This is a genomic window from Streptomyces sp. SAS_272 (genome assembly GCF_052543235.1).
The window spans coordinates 20554-42919 of the sequence record NZ_JBMNDR010000010.1; the positions used below are offsets into that span (position 1 = coordinate 20554).

The 22366-nt window shown below is 73.7% G+C and carries 21 protein-coding genes and 1 pseudogene; 13 read left to right on the plus strand and 9 right to left on the minus strand.

Translation table 11 applies throughout. The features are described 5' to 3' along the window. Positions 1–84: 84 nt before the first annotated feature. The 5 genes from ACN6LD_RS09365 to chpG all read right to left on the minus strand — a co-directional run bounded on the left by ACN6LD_RS09365 (position 85) and on the right by chpG (position 3275). Positions 85–681 carry a vitamin K epoxide reductase family protein gene (locus ACN6LD_RS09365; RefSeq protein ID WP_445042861.1) on the minus strand — a complete coding sequence of 199 codons (597 nt, stop codon included), beginning with the start codon at positions 679–681 and terminating at the stop codon, positions 85–87. Next, positions 681–1181 carry a DUF5949 family protein gene (locus ACN6LD_RS09370; RefSeq protein ID WP_319194061.1) on the minus strand — a complete coding sequence of 167 codons (501 nt, stop codon included), beginning with the start codon at positions 1179–1181 and terminating at the stop codon, positions 681–683. Before ACN6LD_RS09370 ends, ACN6LD_RS09365 begins: the two co-directional genes overlap by 1 nt. A 170-nt stretch (positions 1182–1351) precedes the next feature. Next, positions 1352–1639, minus strand: a complete 288-nt coding sequence (locus ACN6LD_RS09375; RefSeq protein WP_319194060.1) for a hypothetical protein — start codon at positions 1637–1639, stop codon at positions 1352–1354. Between the two features lie 206 nt (positions 1640–1845). Beyond that, entirely contained in the window at positions 1846–2769 is a 924-nt protein-coding gene (locus tag ACN6LD_RS09380) for a hypothetical protein (RefSeq protein ID WP_445042862.1), read from the minus strand. Positions 2770–3035: 266 nt separating this feature from the next. Further along, the gene (gene chpG, locus ACN6LD_RS09385) at positions 3036–3275 is read right to left on the minus strand and encodes a chaplin ChpG (RefSeq protein WP_319194057.1); all 240 of its coding nucleotides are present in this window, start codon (positions 3273–3275) and stop codon (positions 3036–3038) included. Positions 3276–3514: 239 nt separating this feature from the next. Here chpG and ACN6LD_RS09390 point away from each other — a divergent pair, with 239 nt between their 5' ends. The 9 genes from ACN6LD_RS09390 to ACN6LD_RS09430 are packed head-to-tail and all read left to right on the plus strand — an operon-like array spanning position 3515 to position 13916. Beyond that, a complete protein-coding gene (locus ACN6LD_RS09390) occupies positions 3515–4618 on the plus strand; it encodes a DUF3344 domain-containing protein (protein ID WP_319194056.1) in 1104 nt (367 codons plus the stop codon). A gap of 52 nt (positions 4619–4670) precedes the next feature. Further along, the gene (locus ACN6LD_RS09395) at positions 4671–5846 is read left to right on the plus strand and encodes a glycosyltransferase (RefSeq protein WP_319194055.1); all 1176 of its coding nucleotides are present in this window, start codon (positions 4671–4673) and stop codon (positions 5844–5846) included. Then, a complete protein-coding gene (locus ACN6LD_RS09400; protein ID WP_319194054.1) occupies positions 5843–7258 on the plus strand; it encodes an exopolysaccharide biosynthesis polyprenyl glycosylphosphotransferase in 1416 nt (471 codons plus the stop codon). The genes ACN6LD_RS09395 and ACN6LD_RS09400 overlap by 4 nt, the downstream gene beginning before the upstream one ends. Before the next feature lie 7 nt (positions 7259–7265). Continuing rightward, a complete protein-coding gene (locus tag ACN6LD_RS09405; RefSeq protein WP_445042863.1) occupies positions 7266–8588 on the plus strand; it encodes an O-antigen ligase family protein in 1323 nt (440 codons plus the stop codon). Then, entirely contained in the window at positions 8585–10270 is a 1686-nt protein-coding gene (gene murJ / locus ACN6LD_RS09410; protein ID WP_445042864.1) for a murein biosynthesis integral membrane protein MurJ, read from the plus strand. The genes ACN6LD_RS09405 and murJ overlap by 4 nt, the downstream gene beginning before the upstream one ends. Next, on the plus strand, positions 10257–10997 hold the full coding sequence (locus tag ACN6LD_RS09415; RefSeq protein ID WP_445042865.1) for a polysaccharide deacetylase family protein: 741 nt from the start codon (positions 10257–10259) through the stop codon (positions 10995–10997). Before murJ ends, ACN6LD_RS09415 begins: the two co-directional genes overlap by 14 nt. Next, positions 10994–12160, plus strand: coding sequence for a glycosyltransferase (locus ACN6LD_RS09420; RefSeq protein ID WP_445042866.1), 1167 nt, complete (start codon positions 10994–10996; stop codon positions 12158–12160). Before ACN6LD_RS09415 ends, ACN6LD_RS09420 begins: the two co-directional genes overlap by 4 nt. Then, entirely contained in the window at positions 12157–12804 is a 648-nt protein-coding gene (locus tag ACN6LD_RS09425) for a YveK family protein (RefSeq protein ID WP_319194047.1), read from the plus strand. The genes ACN6LD_RS09420 and ACN6LD_RS09425 overlap by 4 nt, the downstream gene beginning before the upstream one ends. Next, a complete protein-coding gene (locus ACN6LD_RS09430; RefSeq protein WP_445042867.1) occupies positions 12801–13916 on the plus strand; it encodes a GNAT family N-acetyltransferase in 1116 nt (371 codons plus the stop codon). The genes ACN6LD_RS09425 and ACN6LD_RS09430 overlap by 4 nt, the downstream gene beginning before the upstream one ends. 28 nt (positions 13917–13944) lie before the next feature. Here ACN6LD_RS09430 and ACN6LD_RS09435 read toward each other — a convergent pair whose 3' ends face one another. Next, complete coding sequence (locus tag ACN6LD_RS09435) at positions 13945–15408, minus strand: glycoside hydrolase family 26 protein (protein WP_445042868.1); 1464 nt, start codon at positions 15406–15408, stop codon at positions 13945–13947. Positions 15409–15570: 162 nt separating this feature from the next. Here ACN6LD_RS09435 and ACN6LD_RS09440 point away from each other — a divergent pair, with 162 nt between their 5' ends. Next, the gene (locus tag ACN6LD_RS09440; RefSeq protein WP_319191893.1) at positions 15571–16920 is read left to right on the plus strand and encodes a carboxylate--amine ligase; all 1350 of its coding nucleotides are present in this window, start codon (positions 15571–15573) and stop codon (positions 16918–16920) included. Beyond that, positions 16920–18164, plus strand: a complete 1245-nt coding sequence (locus ACN6LD_RS09445; RefSeq protein WP_319191895.1) for an FAD-dependent oxidoreductase — start codon at positions 16920–16922, stop codon at positions 18162–18164. The genes ACN6LD_RS09440 and ACN6LD_RS09445 overlap by 1 nt, the downstream gene beginning before the upstream one ends. Positions 18165–18278: 114 nt before the next feature. Here the strand turns inward: ACN6LD_RS09445 and ACN6LD_RS09450 are convergent, their stop codons facing one another. From ACN6LD_RS09450 to ACN6LD_RS09460, 3 genes and pseudogenes are all read right to left on the minus strand, one after another. After that, entirely contained in the window at positions 18279–19481 is a 1203-nt protein-coding gene (locus ACN6LD_RS09450; RefSeq protein ID WP_319191897.1) for a chaplin family protein, read from the minus strand. A gap of 107 nt (positions 19482–19588) precedes the next feature. Beyond that, positions 19589–19839: pseudogene (locus tag ACN6LD_RS09455) on the minus strand (chaplin). Positions 19840–20129: 290 nt separating this feature from the next. After that, on the minus strand, positions 20130–20540 hold the full coding sequence (locus ACN6LD_RS09460; RefSeq protein ID WP_319191898.1) for a rodlin: 411 nt from the start codon (positions 20538–20540) through the stop codon (positions 20130–20132). Positions 20541–20769: 229 nt separating this feature from the next. Here ACN6LD_RS09460 and ACN6LD_RS09465 point away from each other — a divergent pair, with 229 nt between their 5' ends. Both ACN6LD_RS09465 and ACN6LD_RS09470 read left to right on the plus strand, forming a co-directional pair. Then, complete coding sequence (locus ACN6LD_RS09465; RefSeq protein ID WP_319191900.1) at positions 20770–21180, plus strand: rodlin; 411 nt, start codon at positions 20770–20772, stop codon at positions 21178–21180. Between the two features lie 105 nt (positions 21181–21285). Continuing rightward, a complete protein-coding gene (locus tag ACN6LD_RS09470) occupies positions 21286–22314 on the plus strand; it encodes an LCP family protein (protein ID WP_445042869.1) in 1029 nt (342 codons plus the stop codon). Positions 22315–22366: the final 52 nt, after the last annotated feature.

A 22366-nucleotide genomic window follows, 5' to 3' on the forward strand; every position in this document is an offset into this window, starting at 1 on the left:
TACCGGGTAACGAGCCGGAAAACGGCATCAGTTCACAAATCCCCCGACTGCCGTAATAGTGCTACCGCCGCACCGGTCAGCCGGTCAGCCGGTCCAGAAACTCCACCACCGGGTCAGGATCAGCATCCCGACCGCCCCGATGTGCAGCAGCGGCAGCACCCAGGTGAATTCGGCGAAGAACGTCCGCACGCCGGCCGGGACGGGCAGAAATCCGTGCCGCACGTCGAACGAGACGGCGTACCAGAACGCGAGGATCGTGGCGACCCACGCCAGACAGCACCACAGGCACAGCGCGTTGATCCGGTACAGCGACTCGAACTGCAGCCAGGACACGAACCCCACGCCGAACAGGCAGCCGGCGGTGAAGGTCAGCCAGTACCAGCGCGGGAAGGCGGCCCGGGCGAGCAGGCTCATGCCGACGCACACGACCGCGCCGTAGGCCGCCAGGCCGAGCATCGGGTTGGGGAACCCGAACACCGAGGCCTGCTCGCTCCGCATGACACTGCCGCAGGAGACGACGGGGTTCAGGCTGCACCCCGGAGTGAATCCGGGGTCCTCCAGCAGCTTGAACTCGTCGAGGGTGATGACCCAGGACGCCAGCAGCCCGGCCGCGCCGGTCAGGACCAGCAGCAGGGCGAACGCACGGCCGCCGCCCACCGCCGCCGGCTGCGGCGGCCTCATCAGCCGCGCAGGCGGCGGGCGGGCAGGACGATGTGCGCCGCCGCCGTCAGGGTCTCTTCGGCGCCCGCGAACGCGGCCAGCGCCTCGGGCGTGACGGCCTGTCCAGGGGTGGCCTCCGGCCAGGCGCGGCAGGTGAGGACGAGGTAGGCGTAGCCGCGCTGCTCGACGGCCGCGAGCCACTCGCGCGGCGGCAGGCACTGGGCGTTGAGGCCCGGCATGTTCAGGACGGCCGCGCCGGACTCGACCAGCAGGCTGAACGGCAGGCTGGGCCGCTCGGTGCCGTCGACGACGCCGCCGCCGACGGGCATGCCGTTGTCGCCGAGCAGTCGCGCGACGGCGAGGGCCGTCCCCTCGGGGCCCTCCGCGGTGTCGCCGAGGGAGTACGCGAGGAGGTAGGGCATGTCGCTGCCGTCGGGAGCCTCGCCGCTCCACGGCATCACGACGAGGGTGCCCAGGTCGGTCACGCGGAAGGGCCGGGTTGCGCTGGGGGTTGAGGTCACCGCGCGACCATATCGGCGTGCCGCAGGGCCTCCGGACGCGTTCTCACCCGACCGGGGGACGCCGGAGCGTTGCTCCACACGAACGAGGGACGCGCCGCTCGACCGGCCTCGAACAGCGCGCAGGGCCGGTCCCGTCGGCGACGGGGACCGGCCCTGCGGCGGCGGGCGTCTCAGCCCTGCAGCGGCAGCCCGCCGAGGAGCGGGTTGTGGGCATTGAGGGCCTGGGCGGCGCCGTTCACGGTGTGGAGGACGGAGCCCTTGTTCTCGGTGTCGAGCGCGTCCGACTGGTGCTGCAGCGGCAGCGCGTCCTCCAGGTTGATCGGCCCCCTGGCGAGAGTGTCCACGGCGCCGTTGAGGCTGGTGGGCGTGAGGTCGGCGGGGGTGGCGAACGCGGGCGCGGCGACACCGGCGAGAACCACGGATCCGGCGACGACGACGGCGGCCTTCAGGGACTTCATCGGATTCCTTTCATCGGCGACTCTGCGACTCGGCACGGCAGGTCACCAGGGGAAATTCTGGCGCCGTGCCTAACGAGCCCCGTCCGATGCGGAAACCGTGTACGCAGAATTTCCGCACCCCGGCGGTCTTTCGGAGCCGGGGTGCGGATCTGCGGGGAACTGCCTTGCCGGGAACCGCCGTGCGGAGAACCCCCGGGCGGCTGCCGTCAGCGGACAGGCAGCACGGGCGCCGCCGGAGCCGCGGGCTCCACGGACAGGGCCGGAGCGGCCGGCAGAGCCGGGGCCGCGGGCAGCGGAGCGGCCGGAAGGTCCGGCGCGGCGGGGGCCTCCGCCGGCAGCGCGGGCGCCTCCGCCGACGCGGCGGGCGCCTCCGCCGGGAGGGCGGGCAGCGTCAGACCGAGCCCCTCCAGCGTCCCGGCCAGCAGGTCGAGCAGGCCGTCCACCACACCGGTGACCGCCGAAACGATATTGCCGAGGTCGAGCGAGGTCGCCGCCGTGAGCAGGTTGTCGACGGCCTTCTGCACGGCGGCGAGGGCGTCGGACACCGGGTCGGCGGCCGCCTTCGACTTTGCGGCAGCGACGACGGCAGCCGGCGGGGAGACCGCTGTCCCCGAAGCGGCCGGGAGGGTGGAGGCTTCGTGGACTGCGGGGACTGCCGGGACTGCCGGGACTGCGGGGACTGCGGGAGCGGCCGGGGCTGCCGGAGCGGCGGGGAGCGCGGCCGCCGGGTCGGCGGGCAGAGCAGGCGCCGGGTCGGCGGGCAGAGCAGGCGCCGGGTCGGCGGGCAGGGCGGGCGCAGTCGTCCCCGCCGAAGCGGCGATCTTCGCTACCGCCGCCTTGACGGCTTCGGCGAGCTGGGTCGCCTGATCGGGGGTGAGCTGACCGTCCTCGGCCTTGAGGACGGTTCTGAGCAGGTCGGTGACGGGGGTGACCACCGCGCCGAGACGGCCGAGGCCCTCGACCTGGGCGAGCAGCGCGGCGGCGCCGGGGACGGGCGCGTCCGACGCCGCGGCGACGCGCTCACGGGTCGCGGCTCGGTCGGCCGCCATGGCGGCGGGGGCGGCGATGCCGAGGACGAGGGAGGCGCACAGGGCGGTGGAAGCGATACGCCGTGCGGGCAGACCACGCATGGGAAATCCTTTCGATTGCGTCGGGGCTCGTCCCCACCGTGCGAACGGATGTCGCACTCCGCAACAGAACGAAAGCTCTCCGTGACTCTCGATGACCCGTTCCGCCCGCTCCGCCGCAGGTAAAGGGCCCGTCAAGGCCTGCCGAGCGTGTCGCGACCCTTCCACCCGTTCGGGGCATCGCTTTTCGCGAACGCGAACGGCCGCCCTCCTGGCAGGAGGGCGGCCGTTCGACGGATGACGTGTCGTGACCTCGGGGCGAGGTGACGTCAGTCGTTGACGCAGGTGTTGCCGAACGCCGGGTTCAGCAGACCGACCACGTTGATCGTGTTGCCGCAGATGTTGACCGGGATGTGGACGGGAACCTGGACGACGTTGCCCGACAGCACGCCCGGGGAGTGCGCGGCGACGGCGTTCGCGCCACTGTCGGCGGCGGCGATGCCGGAGGCGCCGACGACGGCCGCGGCGGCAACGGAGGTCAGGGCCAGGCCCTTCGCGATACGCGACATGGAGAGGTGCTCCTTGGGGTTTTGACACAAACACCTGGGCGGGGATGCCCGGCGCTGAGGTCAACGCGCGGGAGACGCGGGGGTTGTGCCGCCAAAAGAGTGGTGTCACCCGAGGTTTCGTTTCACCATTCCGACACACTTGTCCTGTTTCTACGGATTAATCCGGACAGAAGTTAGAGTTGCGCCCCATCTGCCGCACGCCTATAGCAAGCAAATCGCACGAAAGGCCACTGCCGGTCATGCGCAATTCCCTGGGTCCGCGGTTGCGCCGCGCGACGGTCGGCGTCCTCGCCCTCGCCTCGCTCTGGGCGCCGTCCGGCGCCCGTGCGGCCGGCGCGCCGCCCGCCACGGAGGCGAAGAGCCTCGCCTTCCAGCAGCGCTACCACGCCACACAGCACGGCGGGATCGTCCGTGCGGCCAACGCGGCCATCAGCTGCCGGGCCGCTCCGGCGGTCCGCGCGGCGCCCTCCTGTCCCGCCGTCCGCAAGGGCGGGGCGGGCGTCAACAACGGCTTCGACATGTTCTACGTCGACGTCGACGACGACCCGAACACCTACAACTCCTCCCGGGCCGAGGTCCGTCTGCCGAAGGGCGCACAGGTGACGTACGCGCGCCTGTACTGGGGCGGCAACCTGCGCGTGGGTGAGCAGAAGCCGCCCAAGGACAACGGGAGGGTGCTCATCGCCGAGCCCGGTGGGGCGTACAAGGCGGTGCTCGCGGACACGGTCGTCGGCCACCGGGCGGCCCAGGGCGCCGACGCCTTCCAGGCCTCCGCGGACGTCACCCGGCTGGTGCGTCAGAGCGGCCAGGGCCTCTACACAGTCGCCCAGGTGAACGTGGCCATGGGCCGTTCGACGACCGGGGCGTGGGGCGGCTGGACGCTGGTGGTGGCGTACCGGAACCCGGCCGAGCCGCTGCGCGACCTGTCGGTGTGGGACGGCTTCGACACCCTCGGCTCCCCGGCCGGCAAGGAGATCCGGCTGCGCGGGCTGGACATCGCGCCCGGCGCGGGCGGCCGGGCCGGGCTCGTGGCCTACGACGGCGACCGCGGCCGTTCGGGTGATTCGCTCATGTTCTCGACCGGTGGCCGGCCGGCCGTCGCGCTCACCGACCCGGTCAATCCATCTGACGATGTGTTGAACTCCACGATCAGCGAGCCGGGGGTGGCTCCGACGGCGCGTGTACCGGCGTACGTCAACACGCTCGGCTACGACTCCGACGTGTTCGATCTCCGCAGGGGTTTGCGGTACGGCGGTGACCAGCTGGCCGTTCGGCTCGTTTCCCACCGGGACGCGGCGTGGGCCGGGGCGCTCTTCGTAGCCGTCGACACACGGAAGAAGTAATCAGGCGCGTTCCCGCAGTCCCGAGCGCCACCGTGAGCGAGGAATCCGCGCAATGCACCAGCCAGAACCCGACGCCGGGCCCCGGGTCCTGCACCTCACCCAGCCCGTGGACGGCGGGGTCGCCCGGGTCGTGACCGACCTGGCGCGGGCCCAGCTCGCGGCGGGTCTGCACGTCACCGTCGCCTGCCCGGCCGGCGGGCTCGCCGGGGAGCTGCGGTCCCTGGGCGCGCGGACCCGGCACTGGGCGGCGACACGCTCGCCGGGGCCCTCGCTCCCCGGCGAGGTGCGGCGGCTCGCACGGCTGATCGCCGAGGTACGCCCCGACCTGGTGCACGCGCACAGCGCGAAGGCGGGCCTCGCCGGACGGCTCGCGGTGCGCGGCCGGATCCCGACCGTGTTCCAGCCGCACGCCTGGTCCTTCGAGGCCGTCGGGGGCGCCACCGCGGCGCTCGCCCTCAGGTGGGAACGCCTCGGGGCGCGCTGGGCGGACCGGCTCATGTGCGTGAGCGAGGCGGAACGCGCCGCCGGCCTGCGGGCGGGTATCGCCGGACGGTGGAGCGTCGTCCCCAACGGCATCGACTCAGGGCGTTTCCATCCCGCCCCCGTCGACACCGTGCGGGCCTCGCTCCTGCCCGGTCTCGACCCCGCCGCCCCGCTGGTGGTGTGCGTGGGGCGGCTGTGCCGGCAGAAGGGGCAGGACGTGCTGCTGCGGGCCTGGGACACGATCGTGGCCAGGACGCCCGCCGCCCGGCTGGTGCTGGTCGGCGACGGTCCGGACGCGGCGCGTCTGCGCTTGGGAGCACCGGAGTCGGTGCTGTTCGCCGGGGCCGTCGGCGACGCCGTGCCCTGGTACCAGGCGGCCGACCTGGTGGTGCTGCCCTCACGCTGGGAGGGCATGGCGCTGGCCCCGCTGGAGGCGATGGCCTGCGGCAGACCCGTGGTGGTGACCGACGTGAACGGCGCCCGGGAGAGCCTGCCGGCCGGACTCGCGGAGCGCTGCCTCGCCCCCGCCGACGACCCCGCGGCGCTCGCCGACGCGGTCTGTGCGCTGCTGCCCGACCCGCTGCTGCGTGAGTCGCTCGGCCACCAGGGGCGCCGGCACGTCCTGGCCGTGCACGACGTGCGGCGCACGGCCGAGGCGGTCGAGGGCGTGTACCGCGAGCTGCTCACGACCACCAACGGGGCGCGGGTCGCGCCCACCGAGTGCAGGGAGTCCATCCACTCGTGACTGCGGAAAGCACCGTCCCCTCTCCCGGCGCGCAGGCCGGATACTCGCCCGTCTCGGTCATCCCGCGGCGAGGGAGCGCAACGGGATTCCGGTTCCCCGCCCGCCGGCCCCCGGCGCGGCCCGCCTCGCCGCTGCCGCTGCTGCTCGCCGACGGCCTCGCCGCGTTCGCGGGCGCGCTGGCCCTGACCGGGGCGCAGCGCCGCCCGTTACTGGTGGCCCTGCTGGTGGCGGCGACGATACTGCTGCGCCCCCAGCGCCCGCGTCCGGTGGCGGGGGTGCTGGACGAACTGCCCGCCGTGTGCGGCCGGATCGCGGTGGCCTGGCTCGCGCTCGGCGCGCTCGCCGCGGCGTGGAACCCGGCGCACGCGCTCTCGGCCCGCACCCTGGTCCTCGGCTGCGCGGCACAGGCCGCGGCCGGCTGCACGGCACGCGCAGTCGTGCATCTGCGCCGCCGCCGGGCGCTGCTGCGCCGGCCTCGTGCCGCACTCGTCATCGGCCCCGCGACGACCGCGCAGCGGGTGGCCGCCGCGGTGCTGCGGCATCCCCGGTGCGGTGTCCAGCCGGTCGGGATCGTGGCCGAGAGCCCCGGCGGCGGCGAGGGGCTGCCGGTGCTGACCACCGGTCAGGAGGTGCAGCGGGCCCTCATCCAGAACGGCGTGCGGGACGTGCTGTGCGTCCACCCCGCCGTGCGCAGCGTGCAGGGCCCGTTGCTGCGGGCGCTCGCCGAGTCGGGCTGCGCGGTGTGGGAGGTCGACGCGGACTCCCCTTCGTACGCGAGCCGCGAGCAGCTGGCCGGGTTCTCCTGCCGGCGTCTCGACATGGGCGCCCGGCGGCGCGGCAGCCTCGGCAAGCGGCTGCTGGACGTCGTGGTCTCCGGGGCCCTGCTGCTGCTGGTGAGCCCGCTGCTGCTGCTGTGCGCGGCCGTGCTGCGGGTGACCGACGGGCCCGGGGTGGTCTTCCGGCAGGAGCGCATCGGCAAGGACGGCCGGCCCTTCACCCTGCTGAAGTTCCGCACCCACCGCCCGGTCGACGAGCACGAGTCGGCGACCCGCTGGAGCGTGGCCGGCGAACGCGAGATGAGCCGCTTCTGCCGCTTTCTGCGCCAGACCTCGCTGGACGAGCTGCTCCAGCTGTGGAACGTGCTGTGCGGCGACATGAGCCTCGTCGGACCGCGCCCCGAACGCCCCTTCTTCGTCGGCCAGTTCAGCCAGACCTATCCCGGTTACGCGGCACGTCACCGGATGCGGACCGGCATCACCGGCCTCGCCCAGGTGCAGGGGCTGCGCGGGGACACCTCGATCGAGGACCGGGCCCGCTTCGACAACGCGTACATCGACAACTGGTCGCTGTGGCAGGACGTGTGCATCCTGCTGCGCACCGCGGCCGCCCTCGTGCGACCGACCGGGAGCTGAACCGCCGATGACCCTCGCCCCGCCCCTTCCGCTGACGCTGCCCCGGGCCCGGACGCTGTCACCGGTCCTGCCGGTGGTCGCCGTGATCGCCCTGCTCGGTCTTCCCCTCTCCCCCGGCGGTGAGGGCGGCGCCGGGCCGGCCGACGCGCTGTCCGCGCTGGTCGTGCTGTTCTGTGTGGTGCGGCTGCTGCGGCAGCGGCGGCGCCCGCTGTCCCGTACGGCGGCCGTGGTCCTCGCGATGCCGGTCGCCGGGCTCGCGCTCGCGGCGATGGGCGCGTCCTCACCGGGCGCGGGGCTCACCGGACTCGGCCGCTATCTGCAGATCTTCGTGCTGGTCCCCGCGGCCGTCGTGCTGCTGGTCCGGGACCGGGCCGACCTGCGGGTGCTGGCCTGGTCGTTCGTCGGGCTCGCGGGCTGGCAGGGGGCCGTCGGCGTCCACCAGTTCGTCACCGGGACCGGCGCCTCCTACCAGGGCGCGACGATCCGGGCGGTCGGCACCTTCGGACCGCAGGACGTGATGGGCATGGCGACCGTCGTGTCCTTCGGGCTGGTCTGCGCGGTCGGTCTGGCGCTCGGCGGCTCCCGCGTCCGGCAGCGGGCGGTCGCCGCCGCAGCAGCGCTCGCCCTTCTGGCGCCGCTCGCGCTCTCCTTCAGCCGGGGCGCGTGGATCGCGACCGCGCTGACCTGCACGATCCAGCTGGCCCTCGCCGGGCTGCGCCGGGCGCTCAGATTCGGCGCGGCGGCGGTCGCCGCCGGAGTGGTCCTGGTGGGCGGCTTCGGCGTCGGCTCGGCGATGCTCCAGGAACGCGTCAGCAGCATCACGCAGGTCACGGACGCCCCCGACCAGTCGGTCACCGACCGGTACACCCTGTGGGCGTCCGCGGTCGGCATGTGGGCCGAACAGCCCCTCACCGGCGTCGGGTTGAAGGGCTTCCCCGAACACCGGGACGCGCACGCCTCCCTCGCGCTGTCCTCCGGCAGCGACACCGACGGCGCGGGCTCCGGCTTCGTCCGGCAGCCGCTGCTGTCCCCGCACAACATGTATCTGCTGGTCCTCGGCGAACAGGGCCTGATCGGAGCGCTCGCCCTCGCGGGCGGCTGGCTGGCGATGCTGGCGTGCGGGCTGCGGGGGTGGCTGCGCGCCCGGCGCACCGGCCGCGGTCTCGACTGCGCGCTGTTCGCCTGCGGCCTGCTGGTCTGGCAGCTGATCGACTTCATGTACGCCGACATCGGCGGACCGTCGACGGTGCTGACGGCCGTCGTCTTCGGGATCGTCGCCTGGTGGGCGCTGGTCGGCGGCAGCGCCCTCGAGGAGGCGCAGGCCCGATGACCGTGACGCCTCCTCGGACACCCCGCACGGACGGGCCGGTGTCCGTGCCGCCCGCGCGGTCCGCCGCCCGGTCCGGGGAGACGGTCCCCGAGACCGCCGGGGAGGCCGGCGAACTCCCCGCCGCCTCCAGCGGCTTCCTCGCCAAGGCAGCTCTCGTCACCGCCGCCCTCTCGGTGGCCGGGGCCCTGCTCGGGCTGGTCAGGGACCAGGCGCTGGCCCGGCTCTTCGGGGCGGGCAGCGACACCGACGCCTTCCTCGTCGCGTGGACCGTGCCCGAGTTCGCGGCCACGCTGCTGATCGAGGACGGACTGGCGTTCGCCCTCATCCCGGCGTTCAGCATGGCGCTGGCCCGCCGCTCCCAGGGCGCCCCCGGCGACCCGGTCCGGGCGCTGGTCGCCGGCACGCTGCCCCGGCTTTCGCTGGCGTTCATCGCGGTCGGCGCACTGCTCGTCGGCGCCGCCCCGCAGGTGGTCGACGTCCTCGCGCCCGGTCTGCCCGACCCGGCGCTCGCCGTCGACTGCACCCGGCTCACCGCGACCTGCGCGGTGAGCTTCGGACTTGCCGGGTACTGCAGCGCGGCCCTGCGCGCCCACCGGCGGTATGTGGCGCCCGCGGCGATCTACGTGGCCTACAACGTGGGCATCGTCACCGGGATGTCCGTGCTGGGCGGGCGCTGGGGCGTGCGGTCGGCGGCGGCCGGGGTGGCGGTGGGCGGGCTGCTGATGGTCCTCGTGCAGCTGCCCTCGCTGATCGGTCAGCTCCGCAGGGGCCGGACGGCCGGGGAGGCGCCCGTCGGGCATGAGGAGCCCCGGCCGCTGGACACCGCGCTGCTGACGACCGTCCTGCTCTTCGCGCTGTGCCGGCAGTCCCAGACGCTCATCGAGCGTTTCCTCGCCTCACAGCTTCCGGCGGGGGCGATCTCGCACCTCAACTACGCCCAGAAGGTCGCGCAGATGCCGATGATCCTGTCGGTCATGGTGTGCACGGTGACCTTCCCGGTGGTCGCGCGGGCGCTGGCCGAGGGGGACGCCGAGCGGGCCCGCAGCCGGGTGGAGCGGGATCTGGCGCTGGCGTCGTGCATCGTGCTGCTGGGCACGGCCGCGGTCGTGGCGTGTGCCCCGCAGATCGTCGAACTGCTTTTCCAGCGCGGTGCGTTCACCGCTCAGGACACGGCGGCGACGGCGGGCGTCATGCGGGTGTACGCGCTCGGGCTGCTCGGCCAGACCCTGGTGGGCGTGCTGGTCCGCTCGTACTTCTCGGGAGGCCGCGGCTCCTGGTACCCGGTCGGCGCGATGGCCGGCGGGATCGTCGTGACGTCCTGGATCGGCGCGCTGGGCATCGGCCCCTGGGGCGTGTACGGCATCGCCGTCGCCAACGCGACCGGCATCACCGTCACCGCCCTGATGCTCCTGGCCGGCATGGGTCCGCGCAGCGTCCCGATCCGGGTCCGGGCCGTGCTGCGCGAGCTGAGCCGGCCGGTGCGGGCGGCGCTGTTGGCCACCCTCGCCGGGGCCCTCGCCGCCGCGCGGTTCGCCGACCCGGTGCAGGGGCTCGCCGCCGGGGGCCTCACCGTGACCGTCGTCTTCCTGCTGCTGGGCCGGGCCCTGGGCGCCCAGGGCATCGTCTCCGCACTCCGTTCCGTACGTTCCGCGACCCGAAAGCTCTCCCATGGCCGCTCCTGACCTCAAGCGCCGCGCTCCCGTCCCGTGGGTGGCGATGTACCACTCCGTGGGCGACTGCTCCGACGACCCCTACCGCATCACGGTGACCCCCGAGCGGTTGGAGAGACAGCTGACGTGGCTGCGCCGGCGCGGGCTGCGCGGCGTCTCCATGGCCGAGCTGCTGGCCGCCCGCGCCCGGGGCGAGGGCCGCGACCTGGTGGGCCTCACCTTCGACGACGGCTATGCCGACTTCCTCACCGCAGCCCTGCCGGTGCTGCGCCGGCAGGGCTGCAACGCCACCCTGTTCGTGCTGCCCGGCCGGCTCGGCGGCGACAACGCCTGGGATCCGCTGGGTCCGCGCAAACCCCTGCTGACCGCCGACGGCATCCGCCGAGCGGCCGCCGAGGGCGTCGAGATCGGCTCGCACGGCCTCACCCACGTCGATCTGACCCGGGCCGACGACATCACCCTGAAGGCGGAGACGGTCGAGAGCCGCGCCGCCCTCGCCGAGCTCCTCGGGACCGGGGTCGACGGCTTCTGCTACCCGTACGGGACGGTCGACCGGCGTGCCGTGGACGCCGTGGGCGAGGCCGGTTACGCCTACGCCTGCGCGATCGACCCCGGGCCGCTGAACGGCCTGCACGCCCTCCCGCGGGTCCATGTCGGGCAGGACGACGACGCCGTCCGGCTGTTCCTGAAGCACCGGCTGCACCGGCTGCGCCGGCGTCCCGTCGAGGGGCTGCGGTGAAGGCGCTGCACATCATCACGGGGCTGGGCGTGGGCGGCGCCGAGCAGCAGTTGCGGCTGCTGCTGCGGCATCTGCCGGTCGACTGCGAGGTGGTGACGCTCACCAACCCGGGCTCGGTGGCCGACGGGCTCGCCGAGGACGGCGTCAAGGTCGTCCATCTGGGCATGGCCGGCAACCGCGATCTGGGCGCGCTGCCGCGGCTGGTCCGGGTCGTCCGTTCCGGCGGTTACGACCTCGTGCACACGCACCTGTACCGGGCCTGCGTCTACGGCCGGCTGGCCGCGCGGCTCGCCGGGGTCCGCGCGGTGGTGGCCACCGAACACTCCCTGGGCGACTCGCAGATGGAGGGGCGGCCGCTGACCTCCGGGGTGCGCGCGCTGTACCTGGCCAGCGAGCGGCTGGGCCGCACCACGGTCGCCGTCTCGCCCGCGGTCGCCGACCGGCTGCGCGGCTGGGGAGTGCCGGAACCGCGGATCGAGGTCGTCCCCAACGGCATCGATCTGGCCCGCTTCCGCTTCGATCCGGCGGCCCGCCTGCGCACCCGCAGGCGCCTCGGACTGCCCGACGACGCCTGTGTCGTGGGCGGCGTCGGACGCCTGACGGCGGGCAAGCGCTTCGACGTCGTCATCCGCGCGCTCGCCCGCCTCACCCCTGACCACTGGCTGCTGCTGGTCGGCGGCGGCCCGGAGGAGAACGTGCTGCGGCGCGTCGCGCAGGAGGCCGGGGTCGCCGACCGGGTCCTGTTCGCCGGCGAGCGCCCCTATGTCGCGGACGGCTCTCCCGGCCCCGACCTGCCCTCCCTCGCCTGTGCCATGGACGTGTTCGTCTCGCCGTCCGCCGAGGAGACCTTCGGGCTGGCCGCCGTGGAGGCGCTGGCGTCGGGCCTGCCCGTGCTCTACGCGTCCTGTCCCGCGATCGAGCAGCTGCCCGCGCGGGCGGCGCCGGGCGCGCGCCGGGTGACCGGCGGCGCCGCGGCGTTCGTCCGCGCGCTGTCCGAGTCCCGTGCGCGGCCGCCCGGACCGCGCACCGCCCCCGAGGCGGCGCTCCACTACGACATCGCCCGCAGCGCCGCCCAGCTCATGGACGTGTACGCGACCACCGTTTCCGGACCAGCCCTGTCGTCCTCCGCTTCCCCGACACCCCAGGGAGTCAGTTCCCCATGACCGAGAACCCTCGCCGTCCCGCCGCCCTGCGCCGCGCCAAGGCGCTCCCGCCCTGGGCCCTGCTCGCGACCTGCGCCGTCGCCGGCGGCCTGCTCGGCGGCGCCTACGGGGTCGTCAAGCCGCCCGTGTACACGGCGACCGCGTATGTGGTCGCCGTCCCCACGGCGAAGTCCGACCCGGCCTCGGCGCTCGGCTTCGCGCAGGCCTACGGCCGGGTCGCCACCCAGCTCGCGGTGCTCGGGGACGCTCAGGTGTGGGCCGGCGTGCCGGTGCGGACGCTCCAGCAGAGCGTGCAGACGGCGACCTCGCCGGACGCCCCGATGGTCTCGATCACGGCGACCTCCCGGCGCGCCGACCTGGCCGCCGACATGGCCAACGCGGTCTCCCGCTCGCTGACCCAGCACGCGAAGAGCTCCCAGGCCACCACCAACGTCGAACTCCAGCAGTTCGCCCGCGCGGTGAAGCCGACCGGGCCCTCCTCCCCGTCCCCCACGCTGACCGGTGCCGTGGGGGCGAGCGCGGGCGGGCTGCTCGGCGGACTGCTGCTGCTGGTGCGGCCGAAGCGGAGCCGGGAGGAGGAGGGCGCGCGCCCCGCCGCCGTGCCCGGCCCGGCTCTCGCCGCCGACGCCCACGGGGCGCTGTGAAGCCGACGTTCACCACCGAGGTCGTCACCGACGGGCAGGCCTTCGCCGCTCTCGCCCCGGCCTGGGACCGGCTGTACCAGCGGTGCGCGACGGCCACCCCGTTCCAGAGCCACGCCTGGCTGCACTCGTGGTGGCTGTCGTACGGCCGTCCCGGCCGGCTGCGCCTGCAACTGGTCCGGGACGGCGCGGAACTCGTGGCCGTCGCCCCGCTGACGGCCGTGCGCCGGCCGGTGCCCGCGCTCGTGCCGCTCGGCGGGGCGATCTCCGACTACGGGGACGTCCTGGTCGACGACGAGCGCGGCGAGGCGGCCGTCGGGGCGCTCACCGGCGCCCTCGCGGCCGCCGCCCGCACCGCGCTGATCGACTTCCGCGAGGTGCGCCCGGGCGGTGCGGTGGAGCGCGTCTACGAGCACTGGCGCGGGCCGCGGCGGAGGGTCGGCGACTCGGTGTGCCTGGAGCTGCCCGCCGTGCCGATGGACGAGCTGGTGGCCCGGCTGCCGTCGGCGAAGGCCCAGCGGGTGCGCGCGAAGCTGCGCAAGCTGACCGCGCTCGGCGTGCAGCGCCAGGCGGTGCGCCCGGAGGAGGTGGACTCGGCGCTGCGGCGGCTGCTGGAACTGCACCGGCTGCAGTGGCAGGGGCGGAAGGTGACGGGCGAGCACCTGCGCGACCGGTTCTGCGAGCATCTGGTGCGTTCGGTCGGTCCGATGGTGCGTTCCGGGGACGCGGTGGTCACCGAGTTCCGGCTCGACGACGACGTGGTGGCCGTGGATCTGACGCTGCTGTCGCGGCGGCTGGCCGGGGGCTACCTCTACGGCGCCCATCCGCGGCTGCGGGAGCGCAAGGCGGACGTGGCCGTGATGCTGCTGGAGGCGTGCGCCGAGCACACCCGGGACGGGGGGTGCGCCGCGCTGAGCCTGCTGCGCGGCGACGAGCCGTACAAGCACCACTGGCGGCCCGAACCGGTCGTCAACCAGCGGCTGCTGCTGGCCCGTCGGCGCACTGCCCCGCTGCTGTCGGCGGTCGCGTGCGACGTGGCCGCGCGGCGGCGGGGCAAGGAGTTGCTGCTCCGGCTGGAGCAGCGGAGGGAGCGTGCCGGTGGCGGCGGGCCCTGACGCGGACCTGCCGCCACCGTGCATCGGCTCACCCGTTGCGCGACCACCAGTCCAGGCGGATGCACAGCTTGCCGCCGAGCCAGTACTCGACCCAGTCGCCGAGGTCCATCGGCGTGCAGTTCACCGGGGGTTCGCCGGTGGGGTCGGTGGCGGGCGGGTCGGTGGCGGGCGGGGTCGTGGGCTCGGTGGAGGGCGGGGTCGTCGGGTCCGTGGACGGGTCCGTGGTGGGCGCCGGGGTCGTCGGCTCGGTGACCGGCTCGTCGGTACGGCCGGACAGCAGCGAACGGTAGACCTCGGACGACCGCGGGTTCTGCCCGCACTGCCACACGCCGTGCGGGCAGTAGTCGGTCAGCGTGTTGTACAGCGGCCGGTGCTCGTCCATCCAGGCGATCATGCGGCGCATGTATTCGGTGTTGTCGCCGTTGCGGAAGAGTCCCCATTCGGGATAGGAGATGGGCTTGCCGTGCGATTTGGCGAAGTCCACGTGTGCCTGCAGCCCGTAGGGTTCACTCACCTGCTCGTCGAAGGACAGACCGGTCGGCTGGTCGTACGAGTCCATTCCGATGATGTCGACCGTGTCGTCTCCCGGATAACACTCGGTCCACGGAACGGCGTCCTTGCCGCGCGTCGGCGTGAAATCGAACCTGAATTCCTGGCCCGGCACCGCACGCATGGCGGTGACGATTCTGTTCCAGTACTTCTTCCAGGCCTCCGGGTCCGGCCCGCAGCGATGGGTGTACGTGATGCCGTTCATCTCCCAGCCGAGCACGATCACCGTGTCCGGCGCCTTCAGCGCGACCAGCCGCTCGGCGAGAGCCGTGAAGTGGTGATCGAACTCCCCGTCCGCGCCCTGCCGCAGCAGCCGGCGCACCTCGGAGTCGGAGACGCCCTCCTCGTTGCGCTCCATCATGGGGACGTTGAGGACGAGCATCCGGTCGTCCTTCTCCCGCCGCCAGTTCGCCCACACGTCGAGGAAGCCGGCCGGGCCCTCGATGTTGTGCCACCGGTCGCCCGGCAGGTAGGTGTGGCCGACGCGCAGGTCGGAGCCGCCCAGCCAGGCGCTGAGCTCGGCGATGCGGGCCACGCCGCGGGCTCCGTAGTCGAGGTAGGCGCCGAAGGCGGGGGCGGCGGCCTTCGCCGGCGAGGCCGAGGGCGAGGGCGTCTGCGCCGTGGACGCGCCCGGGGTCTCCGTCGGGGTCCCCGGGGTCCCGGTCGGCGTCTGCGTCGGGGACTCGGCCGGGGTGGGCGTGGGGCTCGCCTCTGCCGCCGCGGTCGTGGCCGGGGCGGGGACGGCCGGTTCGGCCGCGGCGGGAGCCGGTTCGGACGCGGCGGGCGCCGGGACGGTCGGGGTGGGAGCCGGAGGATCGCCGACCCGCACCACCCCCGCGCCCGCGGCGAATCCAGGCCCGGACGCCAGGGCGGCCGAGGCCGCGACGGCTGCCGCGACGACGGCAAGCCGCCGCGACCGTGCGCGTCGCTGTCGTGGAGTCATGCCTGCTCCTTTCTCCACTCGCGCGTAACGCGCACTGCCCGCGCATTACTGACACTCAGTCATATGAAAGTCACACGAAAAGGATCCACGCCACCGCCGATACGGCTTTCGAGTGCCTTGATCGCCCATATCGGTGAACCGAGCCGAAGGACCCGCTGAAAAATGCCCCAGTCGCTGCTCGACACCCGCGTCCCCGCCGTTCTCCTGCGGATCGACCGGAATCCCTTTCACCACGGCACGCTGGGTGCCGTGCGCTCGCTCGGACGCGCCGGAGTCGACGTGCACGTGGTCGCCGAGTCGACGGGAAGTCCCGTGCGCACCTCTCGTTTCGTACGGGAGCTGCACCCCCCGCCGCCGCCCGGCGCCGCCCCCTCCGACATCGCCGCCACCCTGCTGCGGGTGGCCGCCCGCGTCGAACGGCCCGCCGTGCTCATCCCCATGGACGACGCGGGAGCGATCGCGGTGAGCCGGCTGCGCGACGAGCTGGCGCCGGCCTACCTGCTGCCGCAGCAGCCCCGCGCGTTGCCCGAACGGGTCGCCGACAAGGCGGAACTGGTCGCCCTGTGCGCGACGGCGGACGTGCCCCACCCGCTCACGGTGATCCCGGACAGCGCCGCACAGGCCGCCTCCGAGGCCTGGCGGCTCGGCCTGCCGGTGGTGGCGAAGTGGAGCCGGCCCTGGCTGCTGCCCGCCGGCTCGGGGCTGCGCAGCACGGCTCTGGTGCGCTCCCCCCAGGAAGCGCGCGAACTGTATCTGCGCACCGACGAAGCGGGCAGCCGGCTGCTCCTCCAGGCCTTCCTGCCGCCGGGTCAGGACCGCGACTGGTTCTTCCACGGATACGCCGACCGCTCCGGCTCGCTCCGCGCCGGCGGCTCCGGCCGCAAACTGTGCGCCTGGCCGCGTGGGGCCGGACTCACCGCGGTCGGCGAGTGGACGGAGAACCCCGAGGTGCGCGGGCACGCCGAGCGGCTCGTCGACACTCTCGGCCACCGGGGCATCCTCGACCTCGACTTCCGCCGCTGCGGCGGAACCGGCGAGTACCACCTGCTCGACTTCAACCCGCGCCCCGGCGCGCAGTTCCGGCTCTTCACCGACGCCGCCGGAGTGGACGTCGTCCGTGCGCAGCACCTGGACCTGACGCACCGTCCGCTGCCCGTCTGGGAGCCCCGGCCCGGGCGGACGTTCGTCGTGGAGAACTACGCGCCGCTGACCGCGCTGCGACCGACCCGCCGAGGCCGCGAACTGGCCTGGCACGCGGGTGACGACACCGCTCCCGGCCGGGCCATGTGGGGCCTGTGGGGAGCGCACGTCACCCGCCGACTGCTCCACCGGCTGCGCGGGCTGGGCCCGGCGGCAGCCGCCGGGGAGGGGCCCCGCGTGGTCCGCCAGTCCCCGCCGCCCCCGTCCTCCCTGACCCGCCTGCGCACCCAGGCCGGTCCCGCCGAACACAGCGGACGCACCGCACCGGCCCTGGCCGGACCGACCGACGACGAGAAAGCGAGCAGCTGCTGATGTACGACCTGCTGGTGGTGGGAGCGGGCCCGTACGGCCTGTCCATCGCGTCCCACGCCGCGGAGGCCGGGCTGAGCCTGCGCGTCTTCGGCCGGCCGATGGCCTCCTGGCGCGACAACATGCCGGGCGGGATGTTCCTCAAGTCCGAGCCGTGGGCGTCCAACCTGTCCGACCCGGCGGCCCGCTGGCGGCTCGACGCGTACTGCGCGACCCAGGGCGTGGCGGCCGGGCACGGACAGCCGATCCCCGTGGAGACGTTCGCCGAGTACGGCCTGTGGTTCGCCCGCAACGCCGTCCCCGACGTGGACGAGCGCACGGTGGTCCGCATCGCGTCGCTGCCCGGCGGCTTCGAAGCGGTCACCGAGGACGGCGAGACCGTGCAGGCCCGCACGGTCGCCCTCGCGGTCGGCGTGATGCCGTTCGTGGAGATCCCCGCGGCCCTGCGCGGCCTGCCCTCCTCGCTCGTCTCGCACAGCAGCCACCACGGCGACCTCGACCGCTTCCGCGGCCGGGACGTCACCGTGATCGGCGGCGGACAGGCCGCCCTCGAGACGGCCGCCCTGCTCGCCGAACAGGGCACCCGGGTCCGCGTGCTGGCCCGCGCCGACCGGCTGTACTGGAACGACGTGCCGCCGCCCTGGGAGCGCCCGTGGTGGCGGTCGGCCCGCTCCCCGCACAGCGGCCTCGGCTGCGGCTGGCGCAACTGGTTCTACGCCGAACGCCCGGGCCTCTACCGACGGCTCCCGGAGCCGACCCGGGCGCGGATCGCGGCGACGGCGCTGGGACCGGCCGGCGCCTGGTGGGTGCGCGACCGGGTGGAGGGCGCCGTGGAGGTGTGCCTCGACCACGAGGTGACGGCGGCACGCGCGGCGGACGGCGGGGTACGGCTGGAGGTGACGGGCGCGGACCCCTTCGAGACCGAGCACGTGATCGCGGCCACCGGCTTCCGGGCGACCCGCGAGCGGCTCGGGCTCCTCTCCGGCCCGCTGCGCGACGCGCTGGCCACGGTGGCCGACGGCTCCCCCGAGGTGGGCCGGGACTTCGAGTCGTCCTGCCCCGGACTGTTCATGGCCGGCCTGGTGACGGCCGCCGGGTTCGGGCCGGCGATGCGCTTCGTGCACGGCGCGACCTTCACGGCGGGGGCCCTGGTCCGGGGCGTCCGGCGCCGGCTGCACTCGGGACTGCCGGGCGGGGCGATCCCGGCGCCCGGCCGGCGCGGGACGACGGAGGCCGTGCGGCGCTGAGCACACCGAGGGCCCGCCGTCCGGACCGGCCCGCACGGAACGCGGCGCCATCCGGCGACAGGCCCGGGACGTGGCACCGGTGCCGGCCGCGCGGGCTGCCGGCACCGGGTGCGTTCACCGCCGGGAGGCGGCCCTGCCTCGCCTGTACAGAACGGCGCCGCCCGCGATCAGCGCCGCGCTGACGCCGGAGGCGGCCAGCAACGCCGCGTTGTCACTGCCGGTGTGCGGCAGCTCGGGCGGGGTGTGCCCGCCGCCACCGCCGTTGTGCGGGGGCGCGGTGTGCTCGCCGCCGGGCGGCGTGCTGTGCCCGCCTCCGGGCGGAGGTGTGCTGTGACCCCCGTGCGGAGGCGGTGTCGAGTGCCCGCCGTGCGGAGGCGGGGTGCTGTGACCGCCACCGGGAGGCGTCGAGTGGCCCCCGCCGGGAGGCGTGGAGTGCCCCCCGCCGGGAGGCGAGCTGTGACCCCCTCCGGGCGAGCTGTGACCTCCGCCGGGAGGCGAGCTGTGCCCACCGCCCGGAGGCGAGCTGTGGCCGCCGCCGGGAGGCGTCGAGTGACCCTCGCCGGGAGGCGAGCTGTGACCCCCGCCGGGCGGGGTGGAGTGACCTCCGCCGGGAGGCGAGCTGTGCCCACCGCCCGGAGGAGTGCTGTGGCCCCCACCGGGAGGCGTCGAGTGGCCCCCGCCCGGAGGCATGCTGTGGCCGCCGCCGGGAGGCGTCGAGTGGCCCCCGCCGGGAGGAGTGCCGTGGCCGTGACCGCCGCCCGGAGGCATGTGGCCTCCGCCGCCGCATGTGTCGCCGTAGCCGCAGTCGTCTCCGTGCCCGTGCCCGTGCCCGGCCTGACCGGAGTCGCCGTAGCCCGAGTCGCCGTAGCCCGAGTCGCCGTAGCCGGAGTCGCCGTAGCCGGAGTCGCCGTAACCGGGCTCCTCGTCGTCGGAGTCGCCGTAGCCGAAGTCCCCGTAGCCCGAGTCGCCGTAGCCGGACTCCTCGTCGTCGGACTGGCCGTAGCCGGAATCCCCGCCGTGCGGGTCGTCGTGGTCCTTCGGTGTCCCGTGCGCGCGGGTCTCGCGGGCGACGGCCTGCTCGGCGCAGGCGTTGCCGAACGCGGGGTCGAGCGCGGCGATGACGTCGGCCGAGTTCCCGCAGACGGTCAGCGGGACGTGCAGCGGGGCCTCGACGTGGTTGCCCGAGAGGGCTCCTGGTGAACCGTTGGCCGCCCCCTCGGCGTTCGCGTCGGCGAGGGCGTAGCCGCCCCCGCACAGGGACAGAATGCTCGTCGCGGCGGCGGCCGCGACCATTCCCCTGCTCAGGGTCTGTCGCAATCTCGTGGTCTTCCTGCTCGGAGAAGTGGGAAAGGCCGGCCTCGGACCACACGGAAGTCGTCCAAGGCCGGCCCGGGTCCGGCCCAACGGCCGGGAATGACGTGTCGTCAGTCGTTGATGCAGACGTTGCCGCCGGTCGGGTTCAGCGCGGCGATGACGTTGATGGAGTTGCCGCACACGTTGATCGGGATGTGGATCGGAATCTGGACGACATTGCCGGACAGGACGCCCGGGGAGCCGATGGCAGCGCCGTTGGCACCGGCGTCGGCGAAAGCGGGGGCGGCCCCGCCCAGGGCCAGGATCAGACCCGCGACAACAGCAGCGCTCTTCTTCATGGGTTTCCCTTCTCTGCGGTCATGCCCAGATGACGGTCGAAACCGAGCGAGCGCAACTGGATCGGCTCGCACCATGACTCGCAGGCTGCAAACGACAGATGGCCGAGAGAAGAAACTGAGAAACGCGCGCCGTCCGGGAATTCACTCGAACGCCTTCATACAATTGACCCGCCGGACCCAACGGGGAGAAACGATTCGTCTGAGCAGCGCAACATAAATTGACAGAACATCAGGGAAAATCGCCGGATGAACACCGAAGCCGGACGGTCCGCCGAAAGAGGCACGGACCGTCCGGCGAGCGACGCCGGGGGCGTCAGCCGTTGGCCGCTCCATTGCCCGAGAGGGCGCTGATGTCGTCCAGGATGTGCGACAGCGGCTCGTCGCCCTTGGCCTGGGTGCTGTTCTCGGCGCACTGCTGGTTCTGCGGGGAGGACAGGACGTTGACGTCCTGAACCGTGATCGGGAGGGCTCCGAGAACCCCGCCCACGTTCGCCTTGACGGGCAGGCCGACGCACAGCTTGTTGAGGGAGCTCTGAACCAGCGTGGCCTGCGGGCTCATGTCGCCCTTGGTCACCGAGTTCCCGAAGGCCTCGTGCGCCCCGTTGCCGCTGGCGGAGGTGGTGCCCGCGTCGTCCCCGATGGCAAGCGCCTGGGGGGCGGCAGCCGCCGACACTCCGATGACGGAAGCGGCGACCGCAGCCGCGGCCATTGCCTTCTTCAGCATTTCGCTATTCCTTTCCCTGTCCTGGCGCCGGGCCAGGACCATGTGCCTGCCACCGATCAACCGGATGCGCCGGGTTTGGTTGCGGCCCTTCACCCGATCGGTTTTTCCGACCCGACGACCGGATTTCCCGCCTATAGGCCATCGGAGTGAAGTGGGGCAACCAAGCGGGGCCGTTGGCGTTAAGCAGAACGCTCCGGTGGACGGGGTTCTCACGAAGGGACTTACACAAGTGATCAAGAAGGTACTGGCCGCCGCTGCGGTCGCCGCCTCCGTCGTCGGCGTCGCCGCCGCAGCAGCAACCCCCGCGCTCGCCATCGGCAACGACAGTGGCACCACCTCCGCCAGCGGCAACGGCGCCAGCCAGTCGTTCGGCAACTCCGCCACCTTCGGCAACATGAGCCCCCAGATGGCGCTGGTCCAGGGTTCCCTCAACAAGCCCTGCATCGGTCTGCCCGCCAAGATCAACGCCGGCTCGGTCCTCGGCGCCATTCCGATCGCGGTCCAGGACATCAACGTCCTGTCCTCCCCGCAGAACCAGCAGTGCGTGGAGAACAGCACCCAGGCGAAGGGCGACGAGGCGCTGTCGCACATCCTGGACGACATCTCCGTGCTCGCCGGCAACGGTGCGGCCAACCACTGAGTCCGACGTGGTGAACGGGTTCTTTTTCTGAGCCCCCGGGTGGTTTCTCCACCCAGGCAGCGGGCCGCCGGATCATCGGCGCCCCGCTGTTCTAGCGTGCGCCGGGTGACGACGAAGAGAAACCTTCTGCCACGTCGGCTGGCGATTCCCTCAATCGTCCTGGCCGCCACCGGCGCGATGCTCGGCAGTTCCGCGCTGCCCGCCCGGGAGCACGCCCCGCGCGCGATGAACGTTCTGCTGATGGGCACCGACGAACGGGACACCATCTCCGCCGGCGAGAAGCACGAGTTCCACGCCGGCGGCCAGGCCTGCGGCTGCACGGACGTCCTGATGCTGATTCATCTCTCGGCGCGGCGGGACCGTGTCAGCGTGATCGGTCTGCCCCGTGACTCCTGGGCGCACATCCCGCAGTACCGCGGTCCGGACGGCAAGCAGCGCAAGGCGCATCCGGCGAAGCTCAACGCGGCGTACCAGGAGGGCGGCGCGGAGCTCACCGTCAAGACGGTCGAGTCCATGACCAGGCTGAGCGTCGACCGGTTCGTCCAGGTGGACTTCCGGCGGTTCATGGACTCCGTGGACGAGGTCGGCGGCGTCGAGGTGTGCACCCCACGGCGGCTGAAGGACTTCGCGACCGGCTTGGACCTCAAGCCGGGCAAGCACCGGCTCGGCGGCGGGCAGTCGCTGCAGTACGTACGCTCACGGCACGTCGACACCAGCGCCGACCTCGGCCGCATCCAGCGCCAGCAGCGTTTCCTGTTCCAGTCCTTGCTCGAAGTGCAGGCGCGCAGACTGCTCGACGACCCGCGGCGCACCCTGCACCTGGTGCGCACCCTCCTCGGGGGCGGCTCGCAGGGGTTCTCGCTGAACGAGCTCGCCCAGGAGGCGGCCGCGCTGCGCAGGCTGCCGGACGCGGCGACGGAGTTCACGACCGTGCCGATCGGCGGGTTCGCCCCGGCCTCCCTGGGCATCGGTTCGGCGCTGGCCTGGGACGACCGTAAGGCGGACGCGCTCTTCACGAAGGTGCACCGGGACGAGCCGCTGGTCGCCGAGGGCAAGAACCCCCGGCCGAAGGATCCGCCGACCGTTCTCGGCAGCACGGTGGCGGTGCGCGGGAGCGCGTATGCGTGCAGGTGAGGGGCGCACGGCCGGCACATCCGGTGCGCTGGGCCGATCGGGGCACGCCGCG